At 37.5% G+C, this 26,882-nt stretch carries 20 protein-coding genes; 16 read left to right on the forward strand and 4 right to left on the reverse strand.

Annotation, left to right across the window (positions count from 1 at the left end; all coding sequences use genetic code 11):
* Positions 1 to 305 precede the first annotated feature (305 nt).
* The 15 genes from IPH52_20665 (at position 306) to IPH52_20735 (ending at position 20,519) form a co-directional block, all read left to right on the forward strand.
* Positions 306 to 2,087 carry a hypothetical protein gene (locus tag IPH52_20665; protein ID MBK7057414.1) on the forward strand — a complete coding sequence of 594 codons (1,782 nt, stop codon included), beginning with the start codon at positions 306 to 308 and terminating at the stop codon, positions 2,085 to 2,087.
* Positions 2,088 to 2,096: 9 nt separating this feature from the next.
* The gene (locus IPH52_20670) at positions 2,097 to 2,366 is read left to right on the forward strand and encodes a hypothetical protein (protein MBK7057415.1); all 270 of its coding nucleotides are present in this window, start codon (positions 2,097 to 2,099) and stop codon (positions 2,364 to 2,366) included.
* Positions 2,347 to 4,074 carry an IPT/TIG domain-containing protein gene (locus tag IPH52_20675; protein MBK7057416.1) on the forward strand — a complete coding sequence of 576 codons (1,728 nt, stop codon included), beginning with the start codon at positions 2,347 to 2,349 and terminating at the stop codon, positions 4,072 to 4,074. Before IPH52_20670 ends, IPH52_20675 begins: the two co-directional genes overlap by 20 nt.
* Positions 4,075 to 4,106: 32 nt before the next feature.
* Entirely contained in the window at positions 4,107 to 5,795 is a 1,689-nt protein-coding gene (locus tag IPH52_20680) for a sodium-dependent transporter (protein MBK7057417.1), read from the forward strand.
* 38 nt (positions 5,796 to 5,833) lie between these two features.
* A complete protein-coding gene (locus IPH52_20685; GenBank protein MBK7057418.1) occupies positions 5,834 to 6,769 on the forward strand; it encodes an EamA family transporter in 936 nt (311 codons plus the stop codon).
* Positions 6,756 to 8,237 (forward strand): betaine-aldehyde dehydrogenase, encoded by a 1,482-nt coding sequence (betB, locus tag IPH52_20690; protein MBK7057419.1) that lies wholly within the window; start codon positions 6,756 to 6,758, stop codon positions 8,235 to 8,237. The genes IPH52_20685 and betB overlap by 14 nt, the downstream gene beginning before the upstream one ends.
* A 162-nt stretch (positions 8,238 to 8,399) precedes the next feature.
* On the forward strand, positions 8,400 to 10,049 hold the full coding sequence (gene betA, locus IPH52_20695; protein ID MBK7057420.1) for a choline dehydrogenase: 1,650 nt from the start codon (positions 8,400 to 8,402) through the stop codon (positions 10,047 to 10,049).
* Positions 10,050 to 10,100: 51 nt separating this feature from the next.
* Entirely contained in the window at positions 10,101 to 11,735 is a 1,635-nt protein-coding gene (locus tag IPH52_20700) for a sodium:solute symporter family protein (GenBank protein ID MBK7057421.1), read from the forward strand.
* Between the two features lie 52 nt (positions 11,736 to 11,787).
* Entirely contained in the window at positions 11,788 to 13,413 is a 1,626-nt protein-coding gene (locus tag IPH52_20705; GenBank protein ID MBK7057422.1) for a sodium:solute symporter family protein, read from the forward strand.
* Between the two features lie 231 nt (positions 13,414 to 13,644).
* Positions 13,645 to 14,949, forward strand: coding sequence for a UDP-glucose/GDP-mannose dehydrogenase family protein (locus IPH52_20710; protein MBK7057423.1), 1,305 nt, complete (start codon positions 13,645 to 13,647; stop codon positions 14,947 to 14,949).
* A gap of 664 nt (positions 14,950 to 15,613) precedes the next feature.
* Positions 15,614 to 16,384: a hypothetical protein gene (locus tag IPH52_20715; protein MBK7057424.1), complete on the forward strand. Its 771-nt coding sequence runs from the start codon at positions 15,614 to 15,616 to the stop codon at positions 16,382 to 16,384.
* 310 nt (positions 16,385 to 16,694) lie between these two features.
* Entirely contained in the window at positions 16,695 to 18,086 is a 1,392-nt protein-coding gene (locus IPH52_20720) for a hypothetical protein (protein MBK7057425.1), read from the forward strand.
* Positions 18,076 to 19,050: a zinc ABC transporter substrate-binding protein gene (locus tag IPH52_20725; GenBank protein ID MBK7057426.1), complete on the forward strand. Its 975-nt coding sequence runs from the start codon at positions 18,076 to 18,078 to the stop codon at positions 19,048 to 19,050. Before IPH52_20720 ends, IPH52_20725 begins: the two co-directional genes overlap by 11 nt.
* Positions 19,051 to 19,053: 3 nt before the next feature.
* Positions 19,054 to 19,695, forward strand: coding sequence for an ATP-binding cassette domain-containing protein (locus tag IPH52_20730; GenBank protein ID MBK7057427.1), 642 nt, complete (start codon positions 19,054 to 19,056; stop codon positions 19,693 to 19,695).
* Positions 19,692 to 20,519 (forward strand): metal ABC transporter permease, encoded by an 828-nt coding sequence (locus IPH52_20735; GenBank protein ID MBK7057428.1) that lies wholly within the window; start codon positions 19,692 to 19,694, stop codon positions 20,517 to 20,519. The genes IPH52_20730 and IPH52_20735 overlap by 4 nt, the downstream gene beginning before the upstream one ends.
* On the opposite strand, the gene IPH52_20740 is transcribed toward IPH52_20735, so the two are convergent.
* The 3 genes from IPH52_20740 to IPH52_20750 all read right to left on the reverse strand — a co-directional run bounded on the left by IPH52_20740 (position 20,501) and on the right by IPH52_20750 (position 23,512).
* A complete protein-coding gene (locus IPH52_20740) occupies positions 20,501 to 21,280 on the reverse strand; it encodes a hypothetical protein (GenBank protein ID MBK7057429.1) in 780 nt (259 codons plus the stop codon). The two genes, IPH52_20735 and IPH52_20740, sit on opposite strands and share 19 nt — an antisense overlap.
* On the reverse strand, positions 21,270 to 21,866 hold the full coding sequence (locus tag IPH52_20745; GenBank protein MBK7057430.1) for a hypothetical protein: 597 nt from the start codon (positions 21,864 to 21,866) through the stop codon (positions 21,270 to 21,272). Before IPH52_20745 ends, IPH52_20740 begins: the two co-directional genes overlap by 11 nt.
* A gap of 362 nt (positions 21,867 to 22,228) precedes the next feature.
* Complete coding sequence (locus IPH52_20750) at positions 22,229 to 23,512, reverse strand: GTP-binding protein (protein ID MBK7057431.1); 1,284 nt, start codon at positions 23,510 to 23,512, stop codon at positions 22,229 to 22,231.
* A gap of 1,262 nt (positions 23,513 to 24,774) precedes the next feature.
* Between IPH52_20750 and IPH52_20755 the strand changes: the two genes are divergently transcribed.
* Complete coding sequence (locus IPH52_20755; protein MBK7057432.1) at positions 24,775 to 25,887, forward strand: hypothetical protein; 1,113 nt, start codon at positions 24,775 to 24,777, stop codon at positions 25,885 to 25,887.
* 112 nt (positions 25,888 to 25,999) lie between these two features.
* On the opposite strand, the gene IPH52_20760 is transcribed toward IPH52_20755, so the two are convergent.
* Positions 26,000 to 26,882 (reverse strand): hypothetical protein (locus tag IPH52_20760; protein MBK7057433.1); only part of this gene is annotated, 883 nt, incomplete at its 5' end.

Consider the following 26,882-nt stretch of genomic DNA (forward strand, 5'->3'; position numbering starts at 1 on the left):
CGTTAGCTTTCTACTTTCAACAGGTGTATGGAGTTTCTCAGATTCTCAAATTAAGGAATCCAATCTAAATACTGTAAAAAGAAAAAAAGAAAAAACCAGATAAAGCCTGCCCCAAAAAAGAAAAAGGAAGAAAAGGCTGAGGAAAAATCCGAAGAAGAGGATGATGAAACAACGAAAGGATTTGGCGGAAATAAATACAAGTTCGATAAGAATAAAGACGATAAAGGCAACAAATAGTGTCTATCAAAAAAATAAAAAGGTTTAATATGTTTTTCAAGTTCTCTATAAACGTTTTTTTTTCTAGTTTGAGAAAGGATAATCCTGTTAAACCTCTCACGGTTTACCAACTTATTTTCCTTTTTCTATTTACGCATAATTCCATTTTTCCGCAAAAGACAGTCACAGGGGATGAATCAAATCCGAACGGATTTAAGATTGAGCATTTTGCCATACTAGATGCATCCGAAGATCACTTTGATATGGCAATCTCTGGGAGAGATGAAGAAGAGCTTTGTCGTATTATTAAAGGCTTAGATAAACAAAATAGTTTTAAGATTAAAATCGGAGGAGTCAAAACAGAAATTTTTAAAGGAAGTCTGTACACTGGGGTAGAGTCAACCGTTCAGGGATTTTATTTTAATGCCTATGCCACTATACCACCTAACGCACAAACAAAGCTTGAATTGTTTCTTTATAAGAATGGTAAAGAAGAAAAACTAGATGAGGCTACTGTCATTATACCAGCTACATCAGGTCAAGACAAACAACCTAGCATTACGAAATTAAAACCAAGTGGAGGTGTTGTAGGTGATACGATTGTAATCGTAGGAAAAAACTTTGGAAGAGACATTGATAAAATTGACATATATTTACATGACCCATCTCTCGATGAAAAGAAAGCTTTTAATGTAACTAAAGCTGATTCCTCTGAATCCAAAGAGGTAAAACCATGTCTCGAAACTTATGTAGAAGATGTAAAAATGCCTTCCCAATACAATACGATGCTTACAAAACTCTCACCGGCGACTCTCTCCCAACCGGATGCTAAGACAGGCTTACAAGAATTATCCTTTAGCATTCCTGAAAACATGGATAAGTTTGCAAATGAGAATTTTATTCGAAGAAATTTAAAAATCCGAATCAATGTAAATGGACGTAATAGCCATTTCGCGACAATTACTTTGCTTCCAGAAAATTGGAATGTAAAAATCCTTCTGTTTACTCTTTTTACAACTCTTGCTACGCTTGGTTTAGTTTCCCTCATTCTAGGTAGATGGAATATAATTCCCAATATACTTTTAGATGTAGAGACTAACACTTATAGCCTCTCGCGCTTCCAAGCCTTTGCATGGACAATCGTTCTACTTGGAAGTTATTTTTATATTGCTATCTGTACTGGTTTAGTTTTGCGAGATGGAATTATTCCTGACTTCAATCCATCACTCATCGGGTTAATGAGTATTAGCTACACTGGTCTTATTTCCTCCCACTTTCTAGGAAAGAAAAATCCAAAGAATGAAATCACAGACCAACCTCCCGAACTAAGTAATTTATTTTCCTCCGGCGGTATAGTAGATATTTCAAGACTACAGCTTTTGTTTTTTACGCTCGTTGCCATCGCGGTTTACATCTATAATCTGGCAATTGACAATACGCTAAACGGGCTTCCTGATATTCCACCAACTCTTCACGGGCTACTCCTGACTAGCCAGGGAAGTTATATTGGGGGAAAACTTTTTGGTGATAAGATAGCGGTGAATCGAATTTTTCCTAACATATTTAGCCTAACTGATAAAGAAGTCGAATTTAACATGGTCGGCGGTGGATTCGTCGATGGAATCAAAGTCATGCTAGAAGGTTCTGACAAACCACCAGTGACCGCAATATTCTCAAGTCCATCTAGCATTAGCTGCAAGCTACACACAGACGAAATTCCAGGACTAAAAAATCTAATTCTCATTCCCCCTTCCGGCACTAGCATTACGCTAAAAAGAGTTCTCGAATTTACGCAAGACATTCCAATGAGTATCGAAGACTCGGATAAAAATGAAACGGATTCAAAACCAAAGAAAAAATCAAAAACGTAAGGAGTTTACATGAAAACGAAACTGATTATTTTACCATTGTGCATTTTTTTTCTAAATGCATCCCTATTTGCCTTTAACCGCATAGCAGAGGAAGAATCAATTCCAATGCAAAAAACGAAAGAGAATAAAAAGAAGTCAGAGGCAGATAATAAAGATGTTAAAGATACTGATTCTGACACAAACGATAAATCTTTAAAAGATAAAATCAAAGAAAAAATCAAAGAAAAAACAAAAAAAGATAAAAAGGAAGGGGGACGGTTTGGAGACAAAAGGTTTTAAATTTACGAAATACATCTATCTATATCTAGCCTGTGTCTTTCTACCAGCGATTGCATTTGCCCAAACCAAAACAGAAGTAAATGCAGTTAATTCTGAGTATTCCATTGAGTATATAGACTCTCTTGATTTATCTAAGGGCGACTATCGCATGGCTATTCGAGGGGATAATCCTGATAAGATGCTAGAAATTCTAAAAGGAAGAACTGATTCAGATTTTCATGTAGAAATTGCAGGAGTAAAAACGCAAATCTATCCAGGCTCTGTTTACCAAGAACGAAAAAATCTTGTCGAGTTTTACTTAAATGCTTACGACAAAATTCCCTCCGGGAAAGTGCAAGTAAAACTTTTCTTTAGTGAACCCTCTAAGAAAAATAGACTCTTAGATGAAACTCTTTTTCCAATGCCCGAAAATTTCGAGGAAGACAAACAGCCGTTAATCACTGGACTTTCTCCAATGGGGGGAGTTATCGGGGACACGATTACAATGTCTGGAAAAAATTTTGGTTCGAATGTAGATAAAATTGATATTTATTTTTATGATTTAGATGATAACACAATTGATATGGAATTGCCAGCCGATCTAGACGTTAGTGACTATCAACCAATCGAATACATGCAGATGAGAGCCAAGACTTCTCCATTTTATATTTCTACAACTCTCGATGGAGTGCAACATGTAAATTTTACTATTCCAACGACACCGTATTTAAAAGAACTTGCTGACAAAGCTTTTTTTCGTAAAAGTATTCGACTTAAAGTTTTCGTTGATGGCAGACCGAGTTCTTTTATGAAAGTGACGATCCTTCCTAAGAACTGGAATAAGAAAGTAATCGCACTGGCAATCGTAGTTACAGTTATAGGTCTTGCTTTTATTTCCCTTCTCATCGGCAAATGGAACTTTGTCCCTTATGTGCTGCTAGATAAAAATACAAATACTTATAGCCTCTCTCGTTTTCAAGCTTTCACGTGGACTGTAGTATTGACGGGAAGCTATTTTTATATTGCAATTGCGTTTGGAATTCTTTTACAAAATGGGAAAATTCCAGAGTTCAATCCATCTCTCGTCGGGTTAATGAGTATTAGCTATACGGGGTTCATAGCCTCTCATTTTTTAAATAAAAAAAATCCGAAGAATGCGATATCTGATACTCCGCCCGCACTCAGCGACTTATTCATGGAGAATGGGGTAATAGATATTACTCGCTTACAGCTTTTATTGTTCACAGTCGTTGCTGTAGTCGTGTATCTTTACAATCTTTATTTAAACAACACCCTCAATGGATTACCTGATATTCCGGCTACACTTCATGGACTTCTGGTATCTAGCCAAACTGGTTACATCGGTGGAAAGGTGTTCGGTGATAAGATAGCGGTTAATAGAATTCTTCCCCGAAAAATTTCCATTTCCGAGAAAGTAATTGATTTGCACTTGATTGGTGCTGGTTTCGTCGATGGAATGAAATTAATGATAGAAGGTTCCCATTCCGATCCAGTTCTCGTTCAGTATTCAAGCCCTTCCACTATCAGTTGCTCTGTTCCAATGGAACAAGAAATTGGCAATAAGAATCTTGTCATTATCCCTCCCTCTGGATCCACAATGGTTATACCAAATGCTATTGAAATTGTAGAAGGAACTGTAGCGGCTACAGAAGATTTGCCACCAGAGCCAGAAGTCGTAGCGAATGGCAATAAGAAAAAGAAAAATTAAATGAAATTTGTATTAGATTTACAGGAATAAGAATGAGTAAAAGCAACGAAGAATGGGGAAGTAGAATTGGAATTATTTTAGTAGTCGCCAGTGGAGCCATTGGGCTTGGGAATTTTTTACGATTTCCGGGACAGGCTGCCAAATTTGGCGGAGGAGCTTTCATGGTTCCTTATATCATAAGTTTTCTGATACTAGGAATTCCTGTTTGTCTTTCAGAATGGATCATGGGCAGGATGGGCGGCAAACACGGACATAGCGCTCCAAATATTTTCAAGAATTACATGAGCGGAATTCCTTTACAGGTTACTAGTGCTATTGCGCTCATCATTCCCATTATGATTTACACATATTATGTATTCATCGAAGCATGGTGTCTTGCGTATGCCGTTGATTTTATAACTGGCTCAATAAATCTTCATCCTCCTCACACACTTGCTTCTTCAAGTAGCGAGGCATTGATAGAGACTTCAAAAGAGCATTTTAATTCTCTGACCGGCACAAAGGCAAACGGAGCTTCTTTCGAAAGTAAGATAGTCTACTATGTATTAGCCTGTTATGCGATGAATTTCTTTTTGGTTTATAGGGGAATTGCAAAAGGATTAGAAGCATTTGCAAAAATGGCAGTTCCTATCTTATTAATTTCTGCATTCATTATTTTGGGAAAAGTTCTTTCGCTCGATAATATTTCTGTTGGACTTGGAAGAATGTGGAATCCTGATTGGTCAGCACTTTTGAAAGGTGAAGTATGGATAGCCGCAGCCGGACAAATTTTCTTTTCGCTTTCCGTTGGATTTGGAATTGTTCTTACACTTGCTAGCTATTTAAAAGATAAAGACGATGTGCAGTTATCGGGATTATCCGCAGCCTCTCTCAATGAATTTGTCGAAGTTGTCTTCGGTGGACTCATTACAATTCCTGTTGGATTTCTATTTTTAGGAGCTAGTGTAGTTTCCTTCGGAACATTCGGTATGGGTTTCGTTGCATTACCCGCAATTTTTTCTCAAATGCAAGGAGGGCAGTTCTTTGGTGCCATTTGGTTTTTCATTTTGTTCATCGCTGCTTTGACATCAAGCGTAACGATGGTGCAACCCGGAATTACATTTCTTGAAGAGGGATTTCACTTCAAAAGAAAAGAATCAATTCCTATCCTGTTTGCCTTTACCCTCTCGATTACTCTTTTAATTGTATACTTCAATAAAAATCTTGCAGCACTCGATCATACAGATTTTTGGATTGGAACTTTTTTAATTTATGTTCTAGCCACTATTCAAATTCTAATTTACGGATGGAAAATTGGAACCAAGGAAGCTAGACTAGAAGGGGCTAAGGGCGCGTTAATCCCTCTTCCTCCGGGATTTGACTTTATCATAAAATACATTACACCTGGTTTTTTGTTAATCATTTTCACAGCGTTTGTTTTAAGTGAAGATGGACTTATGAATTCATTTAACAAAATGAGTGAAAGCTATATGCTCACCAAAGTTTCCGCTACTCTAACAGCAGAAGATGCAATAAACCAAGCAAAAGTAGCGCGAGGTGTCTTCGTGGGGATAATCAGTATTTTTCTCTTCTTTGTTTTTTTGGTAAAATTAAGTCTTAAAAAAATAAGGAGATATAGTATGAATTCAGAGGGAATGCTCATCATGATTATTTCGATCTCACTTGTGACTGGACTTGCAGCGTTTTGCGTATTGAAAATAATGCAAGGACATGGAAAATAGTTGGACTAAATTTCCTGCCAATTATTTTCTTATCAAATATGACAAACTTAAGAGCCAAAGGTTTTTTTCATCTAAGTCTTGTATATCTCATCTGGGGAAGCACATTTCTAGGTATAAGGTTCGCCGTCAGAGGAGAAGGAGGCTTTCCGCCCTATACACTGGCTGCGATTCGCGTTGGGATCGCGGGACTGATTATGTTTCTAATTTCTATTCTTTCAGGAAAATCTTTAAGCGTTAGTCGCTCTACCCTACTTCATCTAGTAATGACTGGGCTTTTACTCTGGGTGGGTGGTCATGCGTGGGTGATCTGGGGAGCACAAAAGGCAGATTCCGGTTATGCAGCACTTCTTTTTGGAGCAACTCCTCTCTGGGCTGTTCTATTTGAATTTTTAATTCATAAAAAATCTTTAAACTTTCTTTCCATTGTTTCTGTTGTATTGGGATTTACGGGCATTATTTGCTTGTCTGTTCCGGGTCTTCTTGATAAGAACAATTCTGGCAATGCACCTGACTTACTTACCTTTCTTGCTTTGTCCTTGGCTCCCGCTTCCTGGGCACTTGGCTCTGTATTGCAAGGAGACAAATTAAAGGAAATTCCAGCTCTAGTAAGTGCGGGTTACCAGCAGTTATTCGCTGCCGTTGGTTGTGGGTTACTTGCCCTATTATTTTCAGAGCCAATCCCTCATCCTTCTAACGAAGCTTTATTTGGGCTAAGCTATATTACCCTCTTAGGTTCAGTTGTTGCATTTTACTCTTTTACTCGCGCTTTACAACTATTACCTTCTTCTATCGTAATGAGTTTTGCCTATGTAAACCCGGTCATTGCTGTAATTCTAGGCTTTTTTTGGGCGGGAGAGCAAATTACTCTTTGGAGTCTTGCGGGAATGTTTTTTATAATCACTGGTGTCATTATACTATTACAAGCGGATAAGAATCATTTGGCAGATAAGGAACTAGAACATGGGAATATTTAAGCGACAAACTTCTTTTATCAACGGGAAATTTCTTCCCTCCTCCTCTAAAAGAAATGTGGTAACTACAAGTTATCCGGCAACAGGAGAAATTCTTTGTGAATTGGAAGAGGCAAATTTGGAAGACATTGCCTATGCAGTAGAATCGGCAGAAAAAGGTTTTAGGATTTGGTCTAAGATGAAAGGTGCCGAGAGAGGAAGAATACTATTACGCGCTGCCCATTTACTCCGTGAAAGAGTTAATTCCTTAGCGGAAATCGAAGTGTATGACACAGGCAAGCCAATCTCAGAGGCGGTTAGTGTAGATATTCCTTCTGCCGCAGAGGCTATTGAGTATTTCGCGGGACTTGCCTCTTCTCTGCATGGAGATCATTTTGATTTAGGGAAAAGCTTTGTATACACCCGTCGCGAGCCAATTGGAATTTGTGCAGGAATCGGAGCATGGAATTATCCACTTCAAATTGCTTCTTGGAAAGCAGCCCCCGCACTCGCCTGTGGAAATGCGATGATCTTCAAGCCATCCGAATTAACACCATTAACCGCTCTAAAGTTAGGCGAGATATTTACTGAGGCAGGTGTTCCTGACGGAGTATTCAATGTATTAGTCGGAGGAAGAGAAGTTGGAAAAGAATTAGTTCGTCACAAAAAGATTTCCAAGATTTCAATCACAGGGTCAGTTCCAAGTGGAAAGGCAATTATGGCAGAGGGAGCGGCTACACTTAAAAAAATTACATTAGAGCTTGGCGGCAAATCACCGTTAATCATATTCGATGATGCAAAACTAGACTCGGCTGTGTCTGCTTCTCTATTAGCAAACTTCTATACGCAAGGAGAAGTATGTTCCAACGGCACGAGAGTATTTGTGCATGAGTCTATTCAGAAAGCTTTTCTAGAAAAACTTTTATCTCGCACTCGTAATTTAAAAATCGGCGATCCAATGGACTTGTCTACTCATGTGGGTTCTCTTATTAGCCGCGAACATTTAGAAAAAGTCATGCGTTATGTGAAATTAGGGAAAGAAGAAGGAGCCAAACTTCTATGTGGTGGAGAAATTCCTAGCTGGGAAGAAAAGGAAGCAAGGTTTAGGAAGGGAGCATTTATTGAGCCAACAGTCTTTAGCGAATGTGATGATAAAATGACAATCGTAAAAGAAGAAATCTTTGGACCTGTAATGTCCGTTCTATCCTTTAAGAACGAAGAAGAAGTAATTGAAAGAGCAAATGACACAGAATTCGGATTATCCGCTGGAGTATTTACACAAGACATTACTCGCGCTCATCGAGTAATCGCAGAAATGCAAGCAGGAACTTGTTGGATTAACAACTACAATATTACTCCTATCGAAGCTCCCTTCGGAGGATATAAGTATTCTGGAATTGGTCGTGAGAATAGTCTTGCGGCAATTGAGCATTATACGCAACTAAAATCTGTATACGTAGAAATGGGCGAAGTAGATTGCCCTTACCCTTAAAGATTACCACGGATGAAGTGAATACAGTCACCTCGAACAGCTTTACCGTGAGAGGTCTATCTGACAAAGAAACGATCGTTTTAAGCAAGATAGATTTCTCACGGTAAAGCTGTTCGAAATGACAGGGGTAGTATGAAATTATACATCTAAAAGAGGAATAGAATGAAACAAAAACAATATGACTTTATAATTGCTGGCGGTGGGTCTGCTGGCTGTGTGCTGGCGAACCGGTTGAGCGAAAATCCGACTAATAGGGTGTTACTCCTTGAGGCAGGACGATCTGATTATTTCTGGGATATATTTATCCATATGCCATCCGCTCTTGCCTTTCCGATTGGAAATCCTCTCTATGATTGGAAGTATGAATCAGAGCCCGAACCTTATATGAATAACCGTAAAATATATCATGCCCGTGGAAAAGTTTTGGGTGGATCTAGTAGCATTAATGGTATGATTTTTCAAAGAGGAAATCCAATGGACTATGAGCGTTGGGCGAAAGATCCTGGAATGGCAAATTGGGATTATGCGCACTGTCTTCCTTATTTTAAAAGAATGGAGACTTGCACTGCGGGAAGCGATGAGTTCCGTGGTGGTGAAGGTCCGCTCGTTCTAGAAAGAGGTCCTGCTGTTAATCCATTGTTTGACGCATTTTTTAAGGCAGTGCAAGAAGCCGGTTATCCTCTGACTAAAGATGTAAATGGATACCAACAAGAAGGTTTTGCAAAATTTGATCGAAATATTCGAAATGGAAGAAGGCTTAGTGCAGCAAGAGCCTATTTACATCCTGTAAAATCGCGTCCCAATCTCGAAGTCATTTGCAATGCTCATGTAACAAAAATAATTTTTGAAGGCAAACGAGCAGTAGGCGTTGAGTTTACAGGATTGTTTGGAACGAAAAGAAAAGCATTTGGCGGCGAAGTGATATTATCCAGTGGAGCGATTGGCTCTCCACAAATTCTACAACTCTCAGGAGTAGGTAACGCGTTAGAGCTAGATCCACTTGGTGTAGATATGGTTCATGATCTACCAACAGTTGGAGAAAACATGCAAGATCATCTAGAGGTATACATCCAGTATGCGTGCAAGCAACCAGTGTCTATGCAACCTTCCTTAAAAAAATACAACTGGCCCTGGATTGGATTTCAATGGCTATTCATGCACAAAGGTCCGGGAGCGACAAATCATTTTGAAGGTGGTGGATTTATTAGAAGCAATCAAGAAGTGAAGTATCCAAATATCATGTTTCATTTTTTACCAGTAGCGATTCGCTATGATGGCTCTGCTCCAATAAAGGGTCATGGATATCAAGTGCATGTGGGACCTATGTATTCAGATGCGATGGGAACTTTGAAAATAAAATCAACAAATCCAAGAGAAAAGCCAGCGCTACGATTTAATTATCTTTCCACAGATCAAGATAAAAAAGAATGGATAGAAGCAATTCGATGTGCTCGTAAAATTTTAGAGCAAAGAGCTTTTGATGAGTTTAGTGCAGGGGAACTGTCTCCCGGACCTGATGTAGAAACTGATACTGAAATTTTGAAGTGGATCGCAAAAGATGCAGAAACCGCTTTGCATCCATCTTGCACTTGTCGCATGGGAACAGATAAAACGTCTGTGGTTCATCCCGATACTTTGAAGGTGCATGGGTTAGAAGGAATTCGAGTAGTCGATGCGTCCGTTATGCGATATGTTACGAACGGAAATATTTATGCTCCCGTAATCATGCTTGCAGAAAAATCGGCAGATTTAATATTAGGTAATACTCCGTTATCTCCAGAGAATACCCAATTTTATAGCCACAAAGGATAAAGAAAAATGCAACAACAACCAGATTCGAACGAGCCACGTTTAAAAGACTTTATGCATTTTAAAGAAAGCCTTCCAACTTTACTTATGTTAGGCTTACTTTCCTTATCCGCTGTTTATGTTTATTTTTGGGGTCAGGGAGCAAAGGTTTTTTGGAGCGGGTTTATTGCGATTCTGGTTTTTTATGGACTGACTTTTTTTACAGGAAGTTATATTGCTCGTAGACATAGTCATACGGAAGAAGGAGCAGATGCGATATTAGGCGGAAGAAATATTCCGCTTTGGGTTTCTGTTTTTACAATGGCGGCTACCTGGCTCGGCGGGGGTTACATCAATGGGAGTGCAGAGGCTACATATAAAAGTGGACTTGTTTGGTTGCAAGCTCCGTGGGGGTATGCCATTAGCCTCATGTTAGGTGGATTGTTCTTTGCTAAAATCATGCGTAAGTTTAAATATCGAACCATGCTCGATCCACTTGAACAAAGATTTGGAAAAAAGATGACTGCCATTTTATTTCTTCCCGCACTCGTTGGGGAATTATTTTGGACTGCTGCAATACTTTCTGCTCTCGGCTCTACATTTGGAATCGTAATTGGTTTGGATTTTGGTGTATCAGTCATTATTTCTGCTGCAGTGGCTATTGGGTATACTGCGCTTGGTGGACTATGGGCAGTAGCCTTAACAGACGTAATTCAACTTTCTCTTTTATTTTTGGGACTTGGAGTAATTTTACCTTTTATCATTGATTCAAGTGGTGGTATGGCAAACACCTGGGCTGCTTATAGCGCAAAATGGGGCGAATCCGCTTCGTTTTTTCCCTCAACTGGTGCACTAGGCACTTCGTATTGGGTTTGGTGGGATTATGCATTCTTACTCGTATTTGGCGGAATTCCTTGGCATAGTTATTTCCAAAGAGTGCTAGCGGCTAAGACCGATAAGGCGGCAGTGAGTTTTTCTGTGATTGCAGGATTCATTTGTTTATTTGCTGCCATTCCTCCAATTATTATCGGGATGGTTGGTGGCGTGACGGATTGGACTTCCTTTGGAGGTGCGCCAGAAAATTCTCTTAACATTTTACCTTACGTAATTAAATATTTAACTCCAACAGCGATTGCAACCATTGGTCTAGGAGCAGTGGCTACTGCCGTTATGTCGTCAGTCGATTCTTCTATTCTTTCCGCTTCGTCTATGTCAGTCTGGAATATCTATCGTCCTCTTTTTGACCCGAATATCGGTCGCGATAGAATTAATCATCTAGTAAAAGTCTTTGTTTGGGTAAATGGAATTTTGGCTACACTCATTGCTTTACAAGTGCAAAGTATTTATACTCTCTGGATACTATGTAGCGATTTCGTCTACTGCTTGTTATTCCCTGCTCTTGTCACCGCCCTATTTGATAAGAAGGCGAATTTTTACGGAGCACTCGCTGGATTTATTGTTGCTTTTGTTCTTCGTTTTGGTGGTGGTGAGGCTTCTCTTGGTTTGCCTACAATTTTGCCTTATCCAGTATTAGATGCGGCTACTGAACTTGCGAAAGATGGATCTAGAGTTGCTATACTATTTCCCTTCAGAACATTTGCAATGCTCTGTGGTCTAATAAGCATTATCCTTGTTTCCAGATTGACACAAAAGTCCTTACCGGCTAGTGAATTAGTAATCGATGACACGCATAGCTTTGCTCAAAAATAGTTAAGAAAATCGAAAAAAGAACTGTATGAAAAATAATCTAGAATTCAAAAAGATGCTTCCGACGCTCTTTATGATTTCCCTTTTATCTCTGTCTGTTTTATATGTTTACCTCTGGGGTGATAATGTAAAAATTTTTTGGGATGGATTTTTTGTTATTCTCCTATTTTTTGCTGTTACTTTTTTTACAGGAAGCTATATTGCTCATAGAAAAAACTCCGAAAAAGATGGAAAAGATTTTTTATTAGGGGGACGCAATATTCCACTTTGGATTTCCATTTTTACAATGTCAGCCACATGGCTCGGCGGTGGATATATCAATGGAAGTGCGGAAGCTACATATAAGAGTGGACTAGTCTGGTTGCAAGCACCATGGGGATATGCCATTAGCCTCATCTTCGGTGGAATTTTTTTCGCAAAGATTATGCGAAAATTCAAATACCGCACAATGATTGATCCACTAGAACAACGCTTTGGAAAAAAAATGGCGGCTGTTTTATTTCTTCCTGCTCTCGTCGGCGAATTATTTTGGACAGCCGCGATTCTTTCTGCTCTCGGATCTACATTTGGAATCGTAATTGGTCTTGACTTTAATGTATCTGTTATTCTATCCGCGGCTGTGGCTATTGGATATACTGCGCTCGGAGGATTATGGGCAGTAGCCTTGACAGATGTAATTCAACTATCTCTTTTATTTCTAGGATTGGGCATCATTCTTCCCTTTATCATAGATTCAAGCGGGAGCCTCACATTAACATGGGCTGCCTACAGCGCAAAATGGGGAGAAGCCGCATCATTCATTCCTTCTAGTGTGGCACTTGGAACTTCTTATTGGGTTTGGTGGGACTATGCATTCTTACTCATATTCGGAGGCATTCCCTGGCATAGTTATTTCCAAAGAGTATTAGCGGCTAAGACCGATAAGGCAGCAGTGAGTTTTTCCATCATTGCTGGCTTTGTTTGTCTTTTTGCTGCAATTCCGCCCATCATTATTGGCATGGTAGGCGCAGTTACGGATTGGACTCCTTATGGAGGGGCACCCGAGAATTCATTGAATATTTTACCCTATGTAATGAAATATTTAACTCCTACAGTCGTTGCAACTATTGGGCTTGCGGCAGTTACTACAGCAGTGATGTCATCCGTCGATTCATCGATGTTATCCGCTGCCTCTATGTCTGCCTGGAATATTTATCGTCCTCTGATAGAACCTAGCATTTCTAGCAAACGCATAAATAATCTAATTAAAATTTTTGTTTGGGTGAATGGAGCTTTAGCGACACTGATTGCTCTTCAAGTGCAAAGTATTTATACACTTTGGATTTTATGTAGTGATTTCGTCTACTGCTTATTATTCCCTGCACTGGTAACAGCGTTATTTGACAAGAGAGCGAATTTTTATGGAGCACTCTCTGGATTTGTTATTGCTTTCATTCTTCGCTTTGGAGGAGGTGAGCCTTCTCTCGGTTTACCAACTATCTTGCCTTATCCAATACTGGATGCTACCTCAGAATTCGGACAGGACGGAATTCGAATCGCAGTATTGTTTCCATTTCGCACTTTCGCAATGCTTTGTGGGCTAATGAGTATTATACTTATATCAAGACTCACTCAAAGCCTTTCCGCTCCAAAAGCGCTTGTAGTGCATGAGTCGGAAGCTTTAAGCCAAGACTCAAACTAAATTGAAATCCTAGAATTTAAATTTACATTGCATACATAGACCTATCCAGCATTCTTCAAAGAATTGATTCCACTTCAAGAATATTGCCTTTATAGAGTATTCTATGATTTTTAAAATCCTAACAACCACATGAACAAATCAATTTTACTTTTACAAAAAAAATAAAAAAATGTTTTTTAATAAATCAGATATGCAAAGCTGACTTAGAATACAATTTGAGGAAAAAGTTTCATGAAAGTTTGTGTAATTGGAAGTGGTTATGTTGGACTAGTAGCTGGTGCATGTTTTGCGGAATACGGTAACGATATTATCTGCGTTGATATTGACGAAAAAAAAATCAATAATCTAAAGAATGGAATTATTCCCATCTATGAGCCGGGACTTTCCGAAATGGTTTCGCATAACGTTAGACGAAAGAGATTAAGTTTTACAACTTCTCTGCAAGAAGGTGTAGAAAAATCAGACATCATATTCATTGCAGTTGGAACTCCTACAGGTGCAGAAGGAGAAGCAGATCTTTCGATGGTTCTTTCTGTTGCAAAAGAAATCGGCAAAGCGATGAACGGATATAAAATCATTGTAGATAAATCCACCGTTCCAGTCGGCACAGCAGAAAAAGTAAAAGCCGTTGTATTGCAAGAAACAAAGCATCCATTCGATGTAGTTTCGAATCCTGAATTTTTAAAAGAGGGTGTTGCACTAGAAGACTTTATGAGACCGGAACGTGTTGTCATTGGTGCAGATACTGAGCTTGCGGGTAACACCATGAAAGAGCTTTATGCTCCTTTCGTTTTAAATGGAAATCCAATTTTACTCATGAGCATTAAATCAGCGGAAATTACAAAGTATGCGTGCAATGCATTTCTTGCTACAAAGATTTCATTTGCAAATGAAATTGCAAACCTTTGCGACAAAGTGGGGGCTAATTACGATGATGTGCGATATGGAATGGGAACCGATTCTAGAATCGGAAAGAAATTTTTATACGCAGGCATTGGCTATGGGGGTTCATGCTTTCCAAAAGATGTGCGTGCTCTAATTAAGACAGCAAAAGATGTAGGGTCACCGATTCGAATTATCGAAATGGTAGAAGAAGTAAACGAAAAACAAAAAATCAAACTCCTAGCAAAAATTGAATCTCATTACAAAAGCGAAAGTTTGAAAGGAAAAACCTTTGCTGTATGGGGAATGGCATTCAAACCAGACACAGACGATATGCGCGAGGCTCCCTCCATTCCAATCATTACAGAATTACACAGACTTGGTGTAAATCTTCAAGTATACGATCCAGAAGCAGTGGAAACATCTAAGTATTATTTCGACGGCAAAGTGAAATATGTCACTGATGCCTACGAAGCCTTAGACGGCGCAGAAGCGTTGTTACTTTTGACGGAGTGGAGAGAATTTAGAGAGCCTGATTTCAATCGAGTGAAGAAATTTCTCACCAAGCATGTCATCTTTGACGGAAGAAATTTATACAAAAAACCTCAAATGAACAAACTTGGATTTATTCATTACGGGATCGGAACGGCTTAAAAGAATCAAAACTGAATAGAATAAAGGGTAATTTCACTTATCCTTTATTCTACTTTAAAATACGCAACCTCCCAAATCTGTGATTGATTCGCCTAAGAGCCATTAGACGGTATTTACTTCCTCCCAATCTAAATTCTTTGTATTTCTAAATGAAATATAGTTGCATTTAGAAACAGGTCAAGAAACACTGGCATAATAATATTATGCTTTTTCAAATAAAAAAAATATTCCGATTTGCAAATTACCTAAAGCTATTCTTGCTCTATTTTCTATTGCAGACTAGCTTAGGCAATTTGCACAAGCATAGTGAATTTAATTTACACTTTCACGCAGAAAATATAATAACAAAAGACCACACAGTTGCAATAGAGAAGGATTGCAATGTCTGCCCTGCTCTCTATTCCGCTAGCCATTTTAATTTTCAATCTAATTACCTATATCATTTTCTCAGTTTTGATTTTCTTGAAATAAATATACCGCCAATCACCATTAAAGCAAAAAAATCATTCGGGTCAAAACTTGGTCGTGCTCCTCCCTTCATAGGTTAATACTGAGTATACTCAGCAAATAAATTTCTATTAATAAAAATCATTATTCAATTCTTAAATGGAATTTAATATTCCCGAAAGATTTGAGAGTAAAATAAAAAACTAAGGAAAAAAATATGTCAAAGAACATAACAATCATACTATCTCTACTCATTTTAATATTCTTCATCTCATGCGAAGAAAAGAAAAAGGACAATTCTGGCGCAGCTGCTGCAGCCTTTCTCTTAACAAGAAGCAGCACCTCTGGAGGATGTGCATCCGCATCTACTACAGCGATTTCAAATTCTGCCCTTTCAGGAACAACTCCCACTGCAACTCAATATTCTATCAGTGGATGTGATGCAAACTCTTTGTCTACCATTGGGTTCAGTAGCCAAAGTATTAGCACTGGTCTTACTGGCACTTCTGCAAACAGTAGAATCCTATCCAATGGAGATTTGTTTTCAGGAAGTGATGTAAACATTGAAGTTACTTTTAAATTGAATGATGCAAGCGGATACTTAGAAGTAATCGGTCACGGATCCGGAACGGCTGCAAGTTTGGATGGCACTGGAGTTCGAATTAATTCATCCTCAACACAAGCACGTGGAGCTGGAAGTTCCGCACTCACTACGATCAATGGTCAATCCACATCCGTAGGCACAACTGTAACCTATTGCGTTGATTTTCATAACGAGAGTCCTAACTTTCATACAGTAATTTGGCCTAGTGCTTGCACTGCAGTCTCTACAGCAGACAGGAATAGCTATACTGGTAGAGAAGCATCTGTCACATCCACGTTCCCTGGTAAACGTGTCGGTTTCATTTTAAACAATGCAACCTTACAAAGTTTTACAGTTAGAACTAAAATTGGAGTAGCGGCTAATCTACTAAATCCACAGTTTTAAAGTGAAGAATAAGATAGCGCGACACAGTATTGGTAAATCCTTCTTAGCCGGAGGATTTATCTTAATTCTGTTAAATGGATTAAATCCTTTATTCTCTGAAGATATTGCACTTTCCACAAATCATAAGGAAAAAGTAGAGAAACTCTTTCTCCAAGACCTCAATCAACATGGTGGGAAAAAAAATTTCCCCATGTTCACAGTTCCCCTAAATAGATTTACAAGTGATAAAAAGAAGCAAGACGAAAATGCATCGATCGATGATGAAAAATACAAAAAGCTACTAGATAGAATTATCAAACTAGAAGCTCAACTGGCAGAAAAACAGAAAAAAGCGGATAATACCGATTCTTCTCAACAAGAAGATTGGGAATTACAATTAGAAAAGGATTTAGATTCTCAAAAAAAGAATAGTGAAAAGCAGAAAGGACAACAAGATGCAACTGCAACGGATAATGCGAATAATCCAGAAGAATGGGAAGAACAACTCGAAAGAGAATTGAGGCAACAAAAAGCTCAGTCCAAAAAATCTCAGAACTCAAGAAACACGAATTCCCCAACTGTTCAAAGCCCACAGGCATCCAATCAGAACGCTCAAAATCTAATGATGGATATAAATGCATCTGTAGACATGGTCGGCGCTTGGGACAAGAACAAACCGAAGACAACAGCAAACAGTTTTGATATAAGAGAAGCGGAATTTGGATTTAATGCTGCTGTCGATCAAGTAATGCGCGGCACATTTCTAGTAGCCGCTCACAATGAAGGTGGAAAATATTTTTTCGAGATTCATGAAGCTAAAGCACAGTTTCCGTTTCTATTCAAGAATGTTTCCGCAACAGTTGGAAGAATGTTTTTAGATCAAGGGCGACTTAACCGTATTCACAGACATGATCGCCCCTTTACACAAGCTCCAATCGTTCACCGAAAACTCATGGGAGAAGAAGCAACCCAAGATACAGGTGCGGAATTAAGTATTCTTTTACCCTGGATGAAAATAAATCAAGAACTTGTTTTGGGAGCAACAAATGGTCGAATATGGGGGCATTCCCACAAAGATGGTCCACCTAAGAATAACCCAATGTTTTACGCACATTTAAAAAATTTCTATTACATTGGAAATAACTGGGGAACTCAATTTGGCTTCACCGGAATACGTTATGAGCCAGACCAAAATACAAAAACAGTCAGAAACCAGTATGGAGTAGATATTGTATTCAAATGGAATCGCTCTTTTCTACGTTCCTTTATGTTCATGGCTGAATTATGGTTAAGAGAAACGGAATTTCCCTACGAAATATTAAAGAATAACAAGCCTGAGATGGATAGACAATACGGATACTATGCATTTGCCGATTATCAGTATCACCAGCAATGGCATGTAGGTTTTCGATATGATTATTTTTCTGTTACGAGCCTTAGAGATAAATATGGATACAAAGCGCCTAACTCAGAGATAGCCTATACACCACAAATAACATATAAACCATCTGAATTTTCTTATATCAGAGCTTCGTTCGAAAGACGATTTACGAAAGACTTCACAATTGAATCAAATAAAATTGATTTTAGACCTATAGAAGATCAACTAAAAGACTTCTATGAAAATCAAGGAGCAAATAAAACTTCTCCTACAGTAGTAAGCTATCAATTCTATATTCAATGTGTATTCATACTAGGCTCACATCCACCCCATGTATATTAATAAAATCAACAGGACAAATAAGTATATGATAAGAAAAATTTTAAAAATCATTTCCGTTTACTCTCTATTAGCCACATTCTCTCTAAATGCGGAGACAAATGTGATTACAACTGTTACAGATCTTCGCTATATTGCTGAGCAAGTTGGGAAAGATAAAATAAAAGTAGAGTCAATGATTCGTGGCTTTGATGATCCTCATTATGTAATGACAAGACCAGACTTTCTAGTTAAACTAAGTGAAGCTCATGTATTTTGCCAAGTGGGTCTTGACTTAGAAATAGGCTGGGCTCCACTTCTTTTGCAACAATCCAGAAATATAAAAATCCAAAAAGGACAAAATGGTTTTTGCGATGGTTCTGTTGGAATAAACATATTAGGAAAACCAACAGTTCAAGTAGATAGATCAATGGGAGATATGCATATTTTTGGAAATCCACATTATATTTCTGATCCGGTCAATGCAATTCAAGTGGCTAACAACATTATGTCGGCACTGCAGAGAGTTGATCCTGAAAATAATGATTTTTACCAACAAAACTACGAAGAATTTAGAGAGAGACTTGTGAAACTTACCAAAGAAGAAATGAAAGCATTTCAGCCTTATTTTGGATCGAGGGTCGCTGTATTTCATGATGAATTTATGTATATAGCAAATCGATTTAAGTTTAATGCCAATTTGACGCTAGAAGAAAGACCTGGAATTCCACCTTCTAGTCGCTACCTTGAACAAGTAATCAAAAATATGAAAGCAAATAATATTAAGGTAATTTTAATCTCACCTGTGAATAATCCTCAGTTTGCGGAGTATGTTTCAAGCCAGGTTCCGGGAAGTCAAGTAGTCATCATGCCTACTTCTGTCGGTGCTTTGCCTGAAATTAAAACTTATGAAGACTCGATTCGCATCGGTCTCAAAAAAATTAAAGATGCTCTAGAAAAAACCAAGACTGTCGGTGGGAAAAAATAAAAAATGTCGTATGCGTTTGAAACAAAAAATCTATGTATCGGATTTGACACCCGTTATCCGATTCTAAATGAAATAAATCTTACATTAAACAAAGGTGATTTTGCCTGTCTACTTGGTTCGAATGGTAGCGGCAAAAGCACATTTGTCAGAACAATCTCAGGAATCATTCCAAAATGTTGTGGAGAATTTTTATTAGCCTCTGATGTAAAGATATCAATGGTCCCTCAATTTAAAAAAATGCAGTTTCAATATCCCTTAACGGTAAAAGAAGTTCTATTACTATCTGAAAAATTTACACTATTTCCAAAAAAAGATTTTACAGAAGAACAAAATTCCTTGCTAGAAAAAATGGGAATTGAACCCATATTAAATTTACTTGTAAGAGAATGCAGCGGTGGACAGTTACAGAAAGTTTTAATAGCAAGATCACTTCTTTCAGAAGCTAATTTGATTTTCCTTGATGAGCCACTTGATGCTCTTGACTCGGACTCAAAGAATATTGTAACCGAAATTTTAAAACGAGAGATCAAAGAAAAAAACAAAACAATTTTTATCATCACCCACCATATAGAAAAAAATTGGCTCTCTGAATTTAATCGCAAGTTTACCGTAGACGGTATGCATATCAAGGAGTTTAAAAAATGAATGAAATTTGGACTACCTTTCAATTCTTTCTGCCTCAGATATTACTCGGAACTATCATTGGCGGACTTATAGCTTGCCTTGGGGTAATCATTGTTTTGCGCAAAATGGCATTCTTCGGAGTAACTCTTTCTCAAGTTGTTTCTTCTTCGGTCGCAGTCAGTTTATTTTTGGGAATACAAGGGGATATTTTCATTTTACTCCTATCCTGTCTATTCTTGATTCCACTCATAATGCTTTATAAAAACAATGACTCCTCCGGCGATACAATCCTTGGAATTGTATTCGTAAGCTTTACCGCATTATCCCAATTACTTTTAAATCTTGGGGGAAATGTAAAAAATCATCTAATGGCTGCTTACTTCGGAGACATTCTCACTTCACAGGTCCGTTTGAATTCTACACTCATATTAATTTTAACTTTTAGTATATTACTTTTTATTTTTATGTATAAGAGAATTCTATTTCTATCCTTCGATGAAAATGAATTCATAGTAAGAAAACTTTCTCCAAAGCTAACAGAGATTAGCTTCTACTTCATAATGACTGTTGCAATTTCTATTAGTGTAAATTTACTTGGATCCTTTTATAGTATTGCACATCTACTCATTCCTGTTTATACAGGACTTTTCTTTGCTCGTAGTATGAGATTTTTGTTTATTTTCTCAATTGTATTTAGCACATTTTCAACATTAATCGGTTTTGCAATTTCTCTAAAAGGATTCCAGTATAACGCAGAAATAATCTATCTACCAACATCGAGTGCCATTGTAGTTCTTATGAGCCTTATTGGCTTTGGAGTTTTACTTTATAAAAAAATTCGGTAGCTCTCAGAAAATAAATATTTTGAAACTACCGAAATAAGAGAATAAAATCCTGCCAATATAACAAGAACAGAAGCTCCCATTTGAAGTCGATACCCATACCCGGATTTGACTTCAAATTTATGAATCAATTTGGTTCCCCAAAATTTCGAGAAGATAATAATTCCAAGTAATGCTAAAACAATACCCAGACTAAAGAGGATAACACTTATTATTCCACCAATTAAATCTCCTCTTGCACCCGATGCCACAAAAGAAGCAATCGCAGTAGGACATGGAATAAGTCCACCAGAAATTCCAATCCATCCTGCAAGCCTAGTTGTTTTTTTATCTAGATCAATGTCTGGTTCTATAGGAATTTCAACTGATAAAATATTAGCATTCCCTCTTACAAAATTATGAACCTTATTCTGATTAACCGCTCTATTCGCCTTATGCAAGCCACAATTACATTCAATAGGATGTTCATTTTTCTTAGGGAATAAGTTATATCCAATGAAGAATAAAATTCCAGAACCAACCAATGTGATAAAACCAAAAACAAATTTTTCCTCAATTCCCTTTAAGACTGTATTTAAAAGCACAGCCAATCCAATTAACATCAAGGAATGAGAAATAAAGATACCGGTCACAAGAGAGAAAATATGTTTAGTTTTAATATTCTGCGTAACTGAAAACATAGCGATTGCTGTCTTACCATGTCCAGGCTCAAAGGCATGTAAAACTCCAAGTGAGAGAGCTAAAAAATAAGATTCAAATTCCATTCTTATTTCCTACTCTTCTTTTCGATTCTTTGGTAACTTTTAAGTTTTTTAAAAATTGAGTTAAGAAATAATGAATGTCTGGATTTCCCATTTGCTGCATTGGTATATACGCAGCACAAAAAACTCCTTCGTAAAGTCCAAAAAGACCATGCGCTATACGAGCATTACCCTCTACTCCAACTCCGAATGCACTTGCAAAGTATTCTCGGTCTTTTAGTTCAGACTCATACAAAGAAAAACCATAAGCTTTTAAGTCTGGATGAATTTCATCTACCTCTTTCCAATGCGACTTGGCATCCGAAGCAATATGAAATATCTTTGCCTCTGGAATTAATTTCTTAGTTAGATTCTCCAAATCTAAAACTTGGTAATGACATGCGTTTGTGTGAATATTTGGAAGCGTGGATACTATCGTTAATCCTTTACTCAGTATTTTTTTTGTTAGACTCTCTTTAGAATTTCTTGCGGGCTTAATCTCAAAGTCCGCTTCCAATCGTTCTCCTATTCTTGGTTTTTTGCCGAGTAAATGGATTTCTGATTCTCCTAAATAAGCTTTTCTTTTGTGGAAAAATATTGAACTTTTCATAAATGACTCCTTTATTCGTAAATAAATCTATACAATATTAATAGGGAAGTGGCCGGGAATATGTTTCAATGTCATTAAGATAAGAGCAAGTTTTACAGTCACCTCGAACTGTTTCATCGTCCACCCTGCGCTTGACGCGCCCTTCGCCTTCGCAAGGTCTATCTTGCAAACGCTGTATAGGATTAACCAATACAATATTTGCAAGATAGATTTCTCACACTTCGCACAAACTGATGTGCTCGGTTCGAAATGACTGTATAATCCTTAACTTAATGACATTGGGAATATGTTTGAATGATAATTAGTAAGCGCATAATACTAATAAACTTCAAAGTGTTTTTACATAAAGCCAGCCCTTTTAATTATCTAATGAGAGTTTCTATTTCCTTTTCCTCAAACTCATCATCTTCATCATCATAAAACTCTTCGTCCTCTCCTTCTTCTTGTTCCCCATTAACCGCCCAATTTGGAAACGGATCGTTAAAGGTTTCCCACTCCTCTTCTCCCAATTCCATTTCTTTGTCGGTTAGTAAGCAGGAGTCAAACATTCTTATCAAAGATTCTTGATTCATATTCTGTCCAATCAAAACAATTTCTTGACGTCTATCTCCATAAGGATCAGCCCAATTTTTCTTTACAAAATCAACTTCTTCTAGATCAGTTGGCCATTGTCCTCTATCCATTGCATCCCACCATAGTCCGACAGCCTGATTGCGACAAGCTGCACCGGCTTGCGACCATAAACCAACAAAATCATTTCTTGTGGCTAACCAAAAGTATCCCTTTGAACGAATGATACCTGGCCATTCCATTTGAATGATATTCCAGAATCTTTCTGGATGAAATGGTCTTCTTGCCTTATAAACAAAGCTAGAAATTCCATATTCTTCTGATTCAGGTATATGCTCCCCTCGAAGTTCTTTTAGCCATCCAGGAGCTTGTGATGCCTTATCAAAATCAAATCTACCAGTATTTAAAACTTTGTCTAAAGATACTTTCCCGAAAAGAGAAGTAATGATTTCAGCTTCAGGATTTATTGCTCTAAGCATATTTTTTAATTCTTCTAATTGGTAAGGGGAAATAAGATCTGTCTTATTCAAAATAATAATATCACAAAATTCAACTTGCTCAATGAGTAAATCTACGAGAGTTCGATCATCTTCTTCTGATACTCCCATATCTAATTCTTGTAGATTTTTTAGTGAGCCGTAGTCTCGAAGAAAATTTAAACAATCGACTACAGTTACCATAGTATCTAAATTTGCAAAGTCAGAAAGGCTATTTCCATTTTCATCTTCAAATGTAAAAGTCTCTGCGACTGGTAATGGCTCGGAAATTCCGGTAGACTCGATTAGCAAATAATCAAAATGTTTTGCTTCAGCCAATTTTTTAATCTCGACGAGCAAGTCTTCGCGAAGAGTGCAGCATATACAGCCGTTAGACATTTCGACTAACTTTTCATCCGTTCGGCTGAGAGAAGCACCGCCATTAGCCACTAGAGATGCATCAATATTTACTTCGCTCATATCATTTACGATAACGGCAACTTTTTTGCCTTCTCGGTTATTTAAAACGTGGTTAAGTAAAGTTGTTTTTCCTGCCCCTAAAAATCCGGAGAGCACAGTCACAGGTAATTTGTTGTTCATAGTTTTATCCTTAAATTTAATTTATTCCTCTACATTTTTGTAGAAGGGTTTTTACATTACGGGTAATATATATTTACCCTGAAACAGTTGGGACCTTAAAAGGAAATTCTCTGCAAAAAAGAATTCTACAGATAGAGGTCTTATATTAAATTAGTGGAGGAGCTCTCGGAGTGAAATACCTTCGTAGGCAAATGGATATTAATAAAAAGAAAGGTAGTAATAAAAAGAATTCAAATTGGAATTCGAACTGAAATTTTTTTATAAAGAAACTTGAATGAATGACAGATCTTGAAAGTAAACATATCGTGCAATCATCTATTGCTTTTGTTTGATAGGTTCTTAATAGATTAGGATAATTCTGAATTACCCCAATCTCGTGAATATGAAATGAAACAGCAAGAATAGATAGGACTAAGGAAATTGCTAATACTATTTTAATAGTTTTCTTAGTCTGAATTTCTAACTTTACTTTCATTTTTTTAATTTAGTATACTTTATTTATGCTCTTGGATCATTTTTTTATCTTCTGAAACAAGCGTATTATGATCGTTGATTAATTGTTCATGCTCTGCTTTCATTTCCGAATGTTCTTTCATAATTTGGGGGTGTTTTTTTCCCCCTTCTTTTTTTCCCCCGGGGGCGGGGTTTTTTTTTTTTGGCGTGGTTTCCTCCCCCCGGCCCCGGGGGCGGGGCGGAACCCCCCCCCCCCCCCCCTTTTTTTTGGGGGGGGGGGCGCCCCCCCCCCCCGGGGGGGGGGGGGGGTTCCTTCCCCCCTGGGTGCCGGGGGTGGGGGGGGGGGGGGGGGGGTTGCCCCCCGGCCCCCCCTTTTTCTTTTCCATTTTCAAGTGCTCTGCTTCCAATTCTTCATGGGCTTTTTTAAATTTATCTTCCAATGAATTGTCTTTGCATCCGGCAAATACTAACAATCCAGAGATGAGTATAAGACTGGTTAATTTCATTCTTTAATCCTTGCTATAGTAATTTCATTACATTTTTTATTCACTCAAATTAAAATGATTTTCTTTCTTGTCGAAATAATCAATTTTAAGAAAAACAATCTAGTAGAGTGTGGTTAACTTAATGCAACTTTATTGCATCTAGTTTTATAAATATATAAATTTTGTCAACTCTTCTAAATGTAATTTTGTTGCATTTAGAAAAAATAAATAAACCATTCTCACTAATAAGGAAAAATATCCGAAATGACTTTTTGCATGTAGATGAAAACCTGACTTACAATGCTTATCTAAAAGGATATGTTTTTGAAATTACTACTAATTCTATTATCCCTAATTTTATTTTCTTGTGACAAAAATCGCAAAGACGATATTCCGCAAACTTCTAAGAAAGAACATTTCATCATCAAAGAATACGATGAACTTCCTGTCAAACGCGGATTATACGCTGATCACTACCCTACTTCGAATGAACGAAGAATTGATTTATTCATGAAACACATAGACTCAATCGGCGGATGCTATATTGGCGTGGGGACAGATCAAAACTTAAGTTTCATTGCAAAAGCAAAATCAGAATTTGCGTGGCTAATGGACTTTGACCCCGTCATCGTTCGAGTCAATAAAATTCATATTCTATTTCTACAACTCGCACCTGACTATGCAGAATTTAAAAGGCTCTGGCTTAGAAAAAATAAAAAAGAATCCTTCGAGCTAGTAAAAAAACATTTAGAGAAAGAACCCGATTATGAAATCATCAAGCAAGCCTGGGAAACAGCTCATCAAAATTATTCCGGTGTCACTGAGCGTCTAAATGAAATTGAATACATGAATAAGACATTCGGACTGATTACTTTTTCGAATAGTGCAGAGGAATATTCCTATGTGCGCACTATGGCAATTGAAGGTAGATTACAGGCATTAAACGGTGATTTAATGGGAGGCAAATCTTTATTATCCATTGCCAATGCCGCTACAAAAATGAATTGTCCAGTTCGAATTCTATACATGTCCAATGCAGAGGAATACTTCCGTTATCCGGAAAACTTTCGTAAGAACGTGGCAGCACTGCCGACAGATTCCAAAAGTCTAGTCATTCGAACCATGACCTCAGGCACTCTGCACACATTTGGATTTCCCGAAGGCGAGAAATATCCTGACACTTATCCGTTTCATTACAACCTGCAACCAATTGAAAATCTTAAACTATGGATGAACTTTCGCGCTTATATTTCCTCTGTTGCAATGCTACAAAAACGAACCACTCTAGAGAAAGGCTTTTCTATATTAACCGCTACTCCGCAAGAATCTGGCTTCGTAGAATCAGGAGATATTGTAACGAAACCGCCGGGAAGTGGTAAATTACTCAGTCACCTCGAACCTCAATGGGCAGTGGCAGGGCATTGTATGGGATGTTAAGGTTTTACGCATGTCATTTCAGCATACGAAGGTGTTGGATTTGCGCGAAAATGTCAATTGTAAGTTTGGCCGTGAAATCTAATTTGGCAAACATATGATTAGGCTAAATCTGTTAAAATCCTTGCCGGGTTTTGGCCTCTCCGATGGAATTTATTCTGCTGACTATTAACTTCTTCTTCAAAATTTCTATATAATAATCAGACTTCGGTTTATACTGCTTAGCCTCTTCGCCCCATTTGTAAACTGTTTCATCGAGGGAAATTATTTCTGCAATGCCAACTATTTCGTATTTCTCATTCTTATTCTTTTCAAACCAATCGAGTAAGAAGGTTTCCGATTTTTCTAAAATACTCCAGGTGTAGTTTAACTTTTTATTTACATAGACCAAATGGCTGTGCGGATTATTCTCTATATCCTTAACTAGATTCATTTGCATTTCTTTAGCGTAAGGATGAATCTCCATGAGCGGATACATGTATATATACCCAGTTGCCGATTTTCGATTGGAATAAAAATAAATCTCTGGCTCAGAGCCAAGAACAACAATTTGCTCTTCTTCTTTTGTATTGGCTTTTATATACTCTGAAATCTTGATCGCTTCCTGAAATGGATTTACTCCATAGATTATGCGAGAAAGCTTAATTGGATTTTCTTGGAAATAATACTCCTTATGCGCTTTGAATTTAAAAATGATTAAAAACAAAAGTAAAACCAAACTTGTTGTTATAATGATATTAAATTTTTCTAAGAGAATTTTTCGAAACAATTCAATAGAAATTCCAAAATAAATAAAGGCAAAAGGAAGAAAGGTAATAAAATAATGTTCTCTAAAATAAAGACCAGGGGTTGTAGTTAAAAAGGAAAATAGAAAGAGCAGAAATAAAAAGACTTTCTTTTTTAAATCTATTTTAACAAAAAAAGAAACGACTAGTCCGATTCCCACAAACGCCCAGAGAGTTTTGTATCCAAAGGTTAAAAGAAGAAATGTATTCTTG

Source organism: Leptospiraceae bacterium (assembly GCA_016708435.1).
Classification (GTDB): Bacteria; Spirochaetota; Leptospiria; order Leptospirales; family Leptospiraceae; genus UBA2033.

Bases quoted from the DNA above. Each gene is read 5' to 3' on its own strand.
- IPH52_20670 (MBK7057415.1), top strand. From the start codon at position 2,097: ATGAAAACGAAACTGATTATTTTACCATTGTGCATTTTTTTTCTAAAT.
- IPH52_20680 (MBK7057417.1), top strand. From the start codon at position 4,107: ATGAGTAAAAGCAACGAAGAATGGGGAAGTAGAATTGGAATTATTTTA.
- IPH52_20685 (MBK7057418.1), top strand. From the start codon at position 5,834: ATGACAAACTTAAGAGCCAAAGGTTTTTTTCATCTAAGTCTTGTATAT.
- betB (MBK7057419.1), top strand. From the start codon at position 6,756: ATGGGAATATTTAAGCGACAAACTTCTTTTATCAACGGGAAATTTCTT.
- betA (MBK7057420.1), top strand. From the start codon at position 8,400: ATGAAACAAAAACAATATGACTTTATAATTGCTGGCGGTGGGTCTGCT.
- IPH52_20700 (MBK7057421.1), top strand. From the start codon at position 10,101: ATGCATTTTAAAGAAAGCCTTCCAACTTTACTTATGTTAGGCTTACTT.
- IPH52_20705 (MBK7057422.1), top strand. From the start codon at position 11,788: ATGCTTCCGACGCTCTTTATGATTTCCCTTTTATCTCTGTCTGTTTTA.
- IPH52_20710 (MBK7057423.1), top strand. From the start codon at position 13,645: ATGAAAGTTTGTGTAATTGGAAGTGGTTATGTTGGACTAGTAGCTGGT.
- IPH52_20715 (MBK7057424.1), top strand. From the start codon at position 15,614: ATGTCAAAGAACATAACAATCATACTATCTCTACTCATTTTAATATTC.
- IPH52_20725 (MBK7057426.1), top strand. From the start codon at position 18,076: ATGTATATTAATAAAATCAACAGGACAAATAAGTATATGATAAGAAAA.
- IPH52_20730 (MBK7057427.1), top strand. From the start codon at position 19,054: ATGTCGTATGCGTTTGAAACAAAAAATCTATGTATCGGATTTGACACC.
- IPH52_20735 (MBK7057428.1), top strand. From the start codon at position 19,692: ATGAATGAAATTTGGACTACCTTTCAATTCTTTCTGCCTCAGATATTA.
- IPH52_20740 (MBK7057429.1), bottom strand. From the start codon at position 21,280: ATGGAATTTGAATCTTATTTTTTAGCTCTCTCACTTGGAGTTTTACAT.
- IPH52_20745 (MBK7057430.1), bottom strand. From the start codon at position 21,866: ATGAAAAGTTCAATATTTTTCCACAAAAGAAAAGCTTATTTAGGAGAA.
- IPH52_20750 (MBK7057431.1), bottom strand. From the start codon at position 23,512: ATGAACAACAAATTACCTGTGACTGTGCTCTCCGGATTTTTAGGGGCA.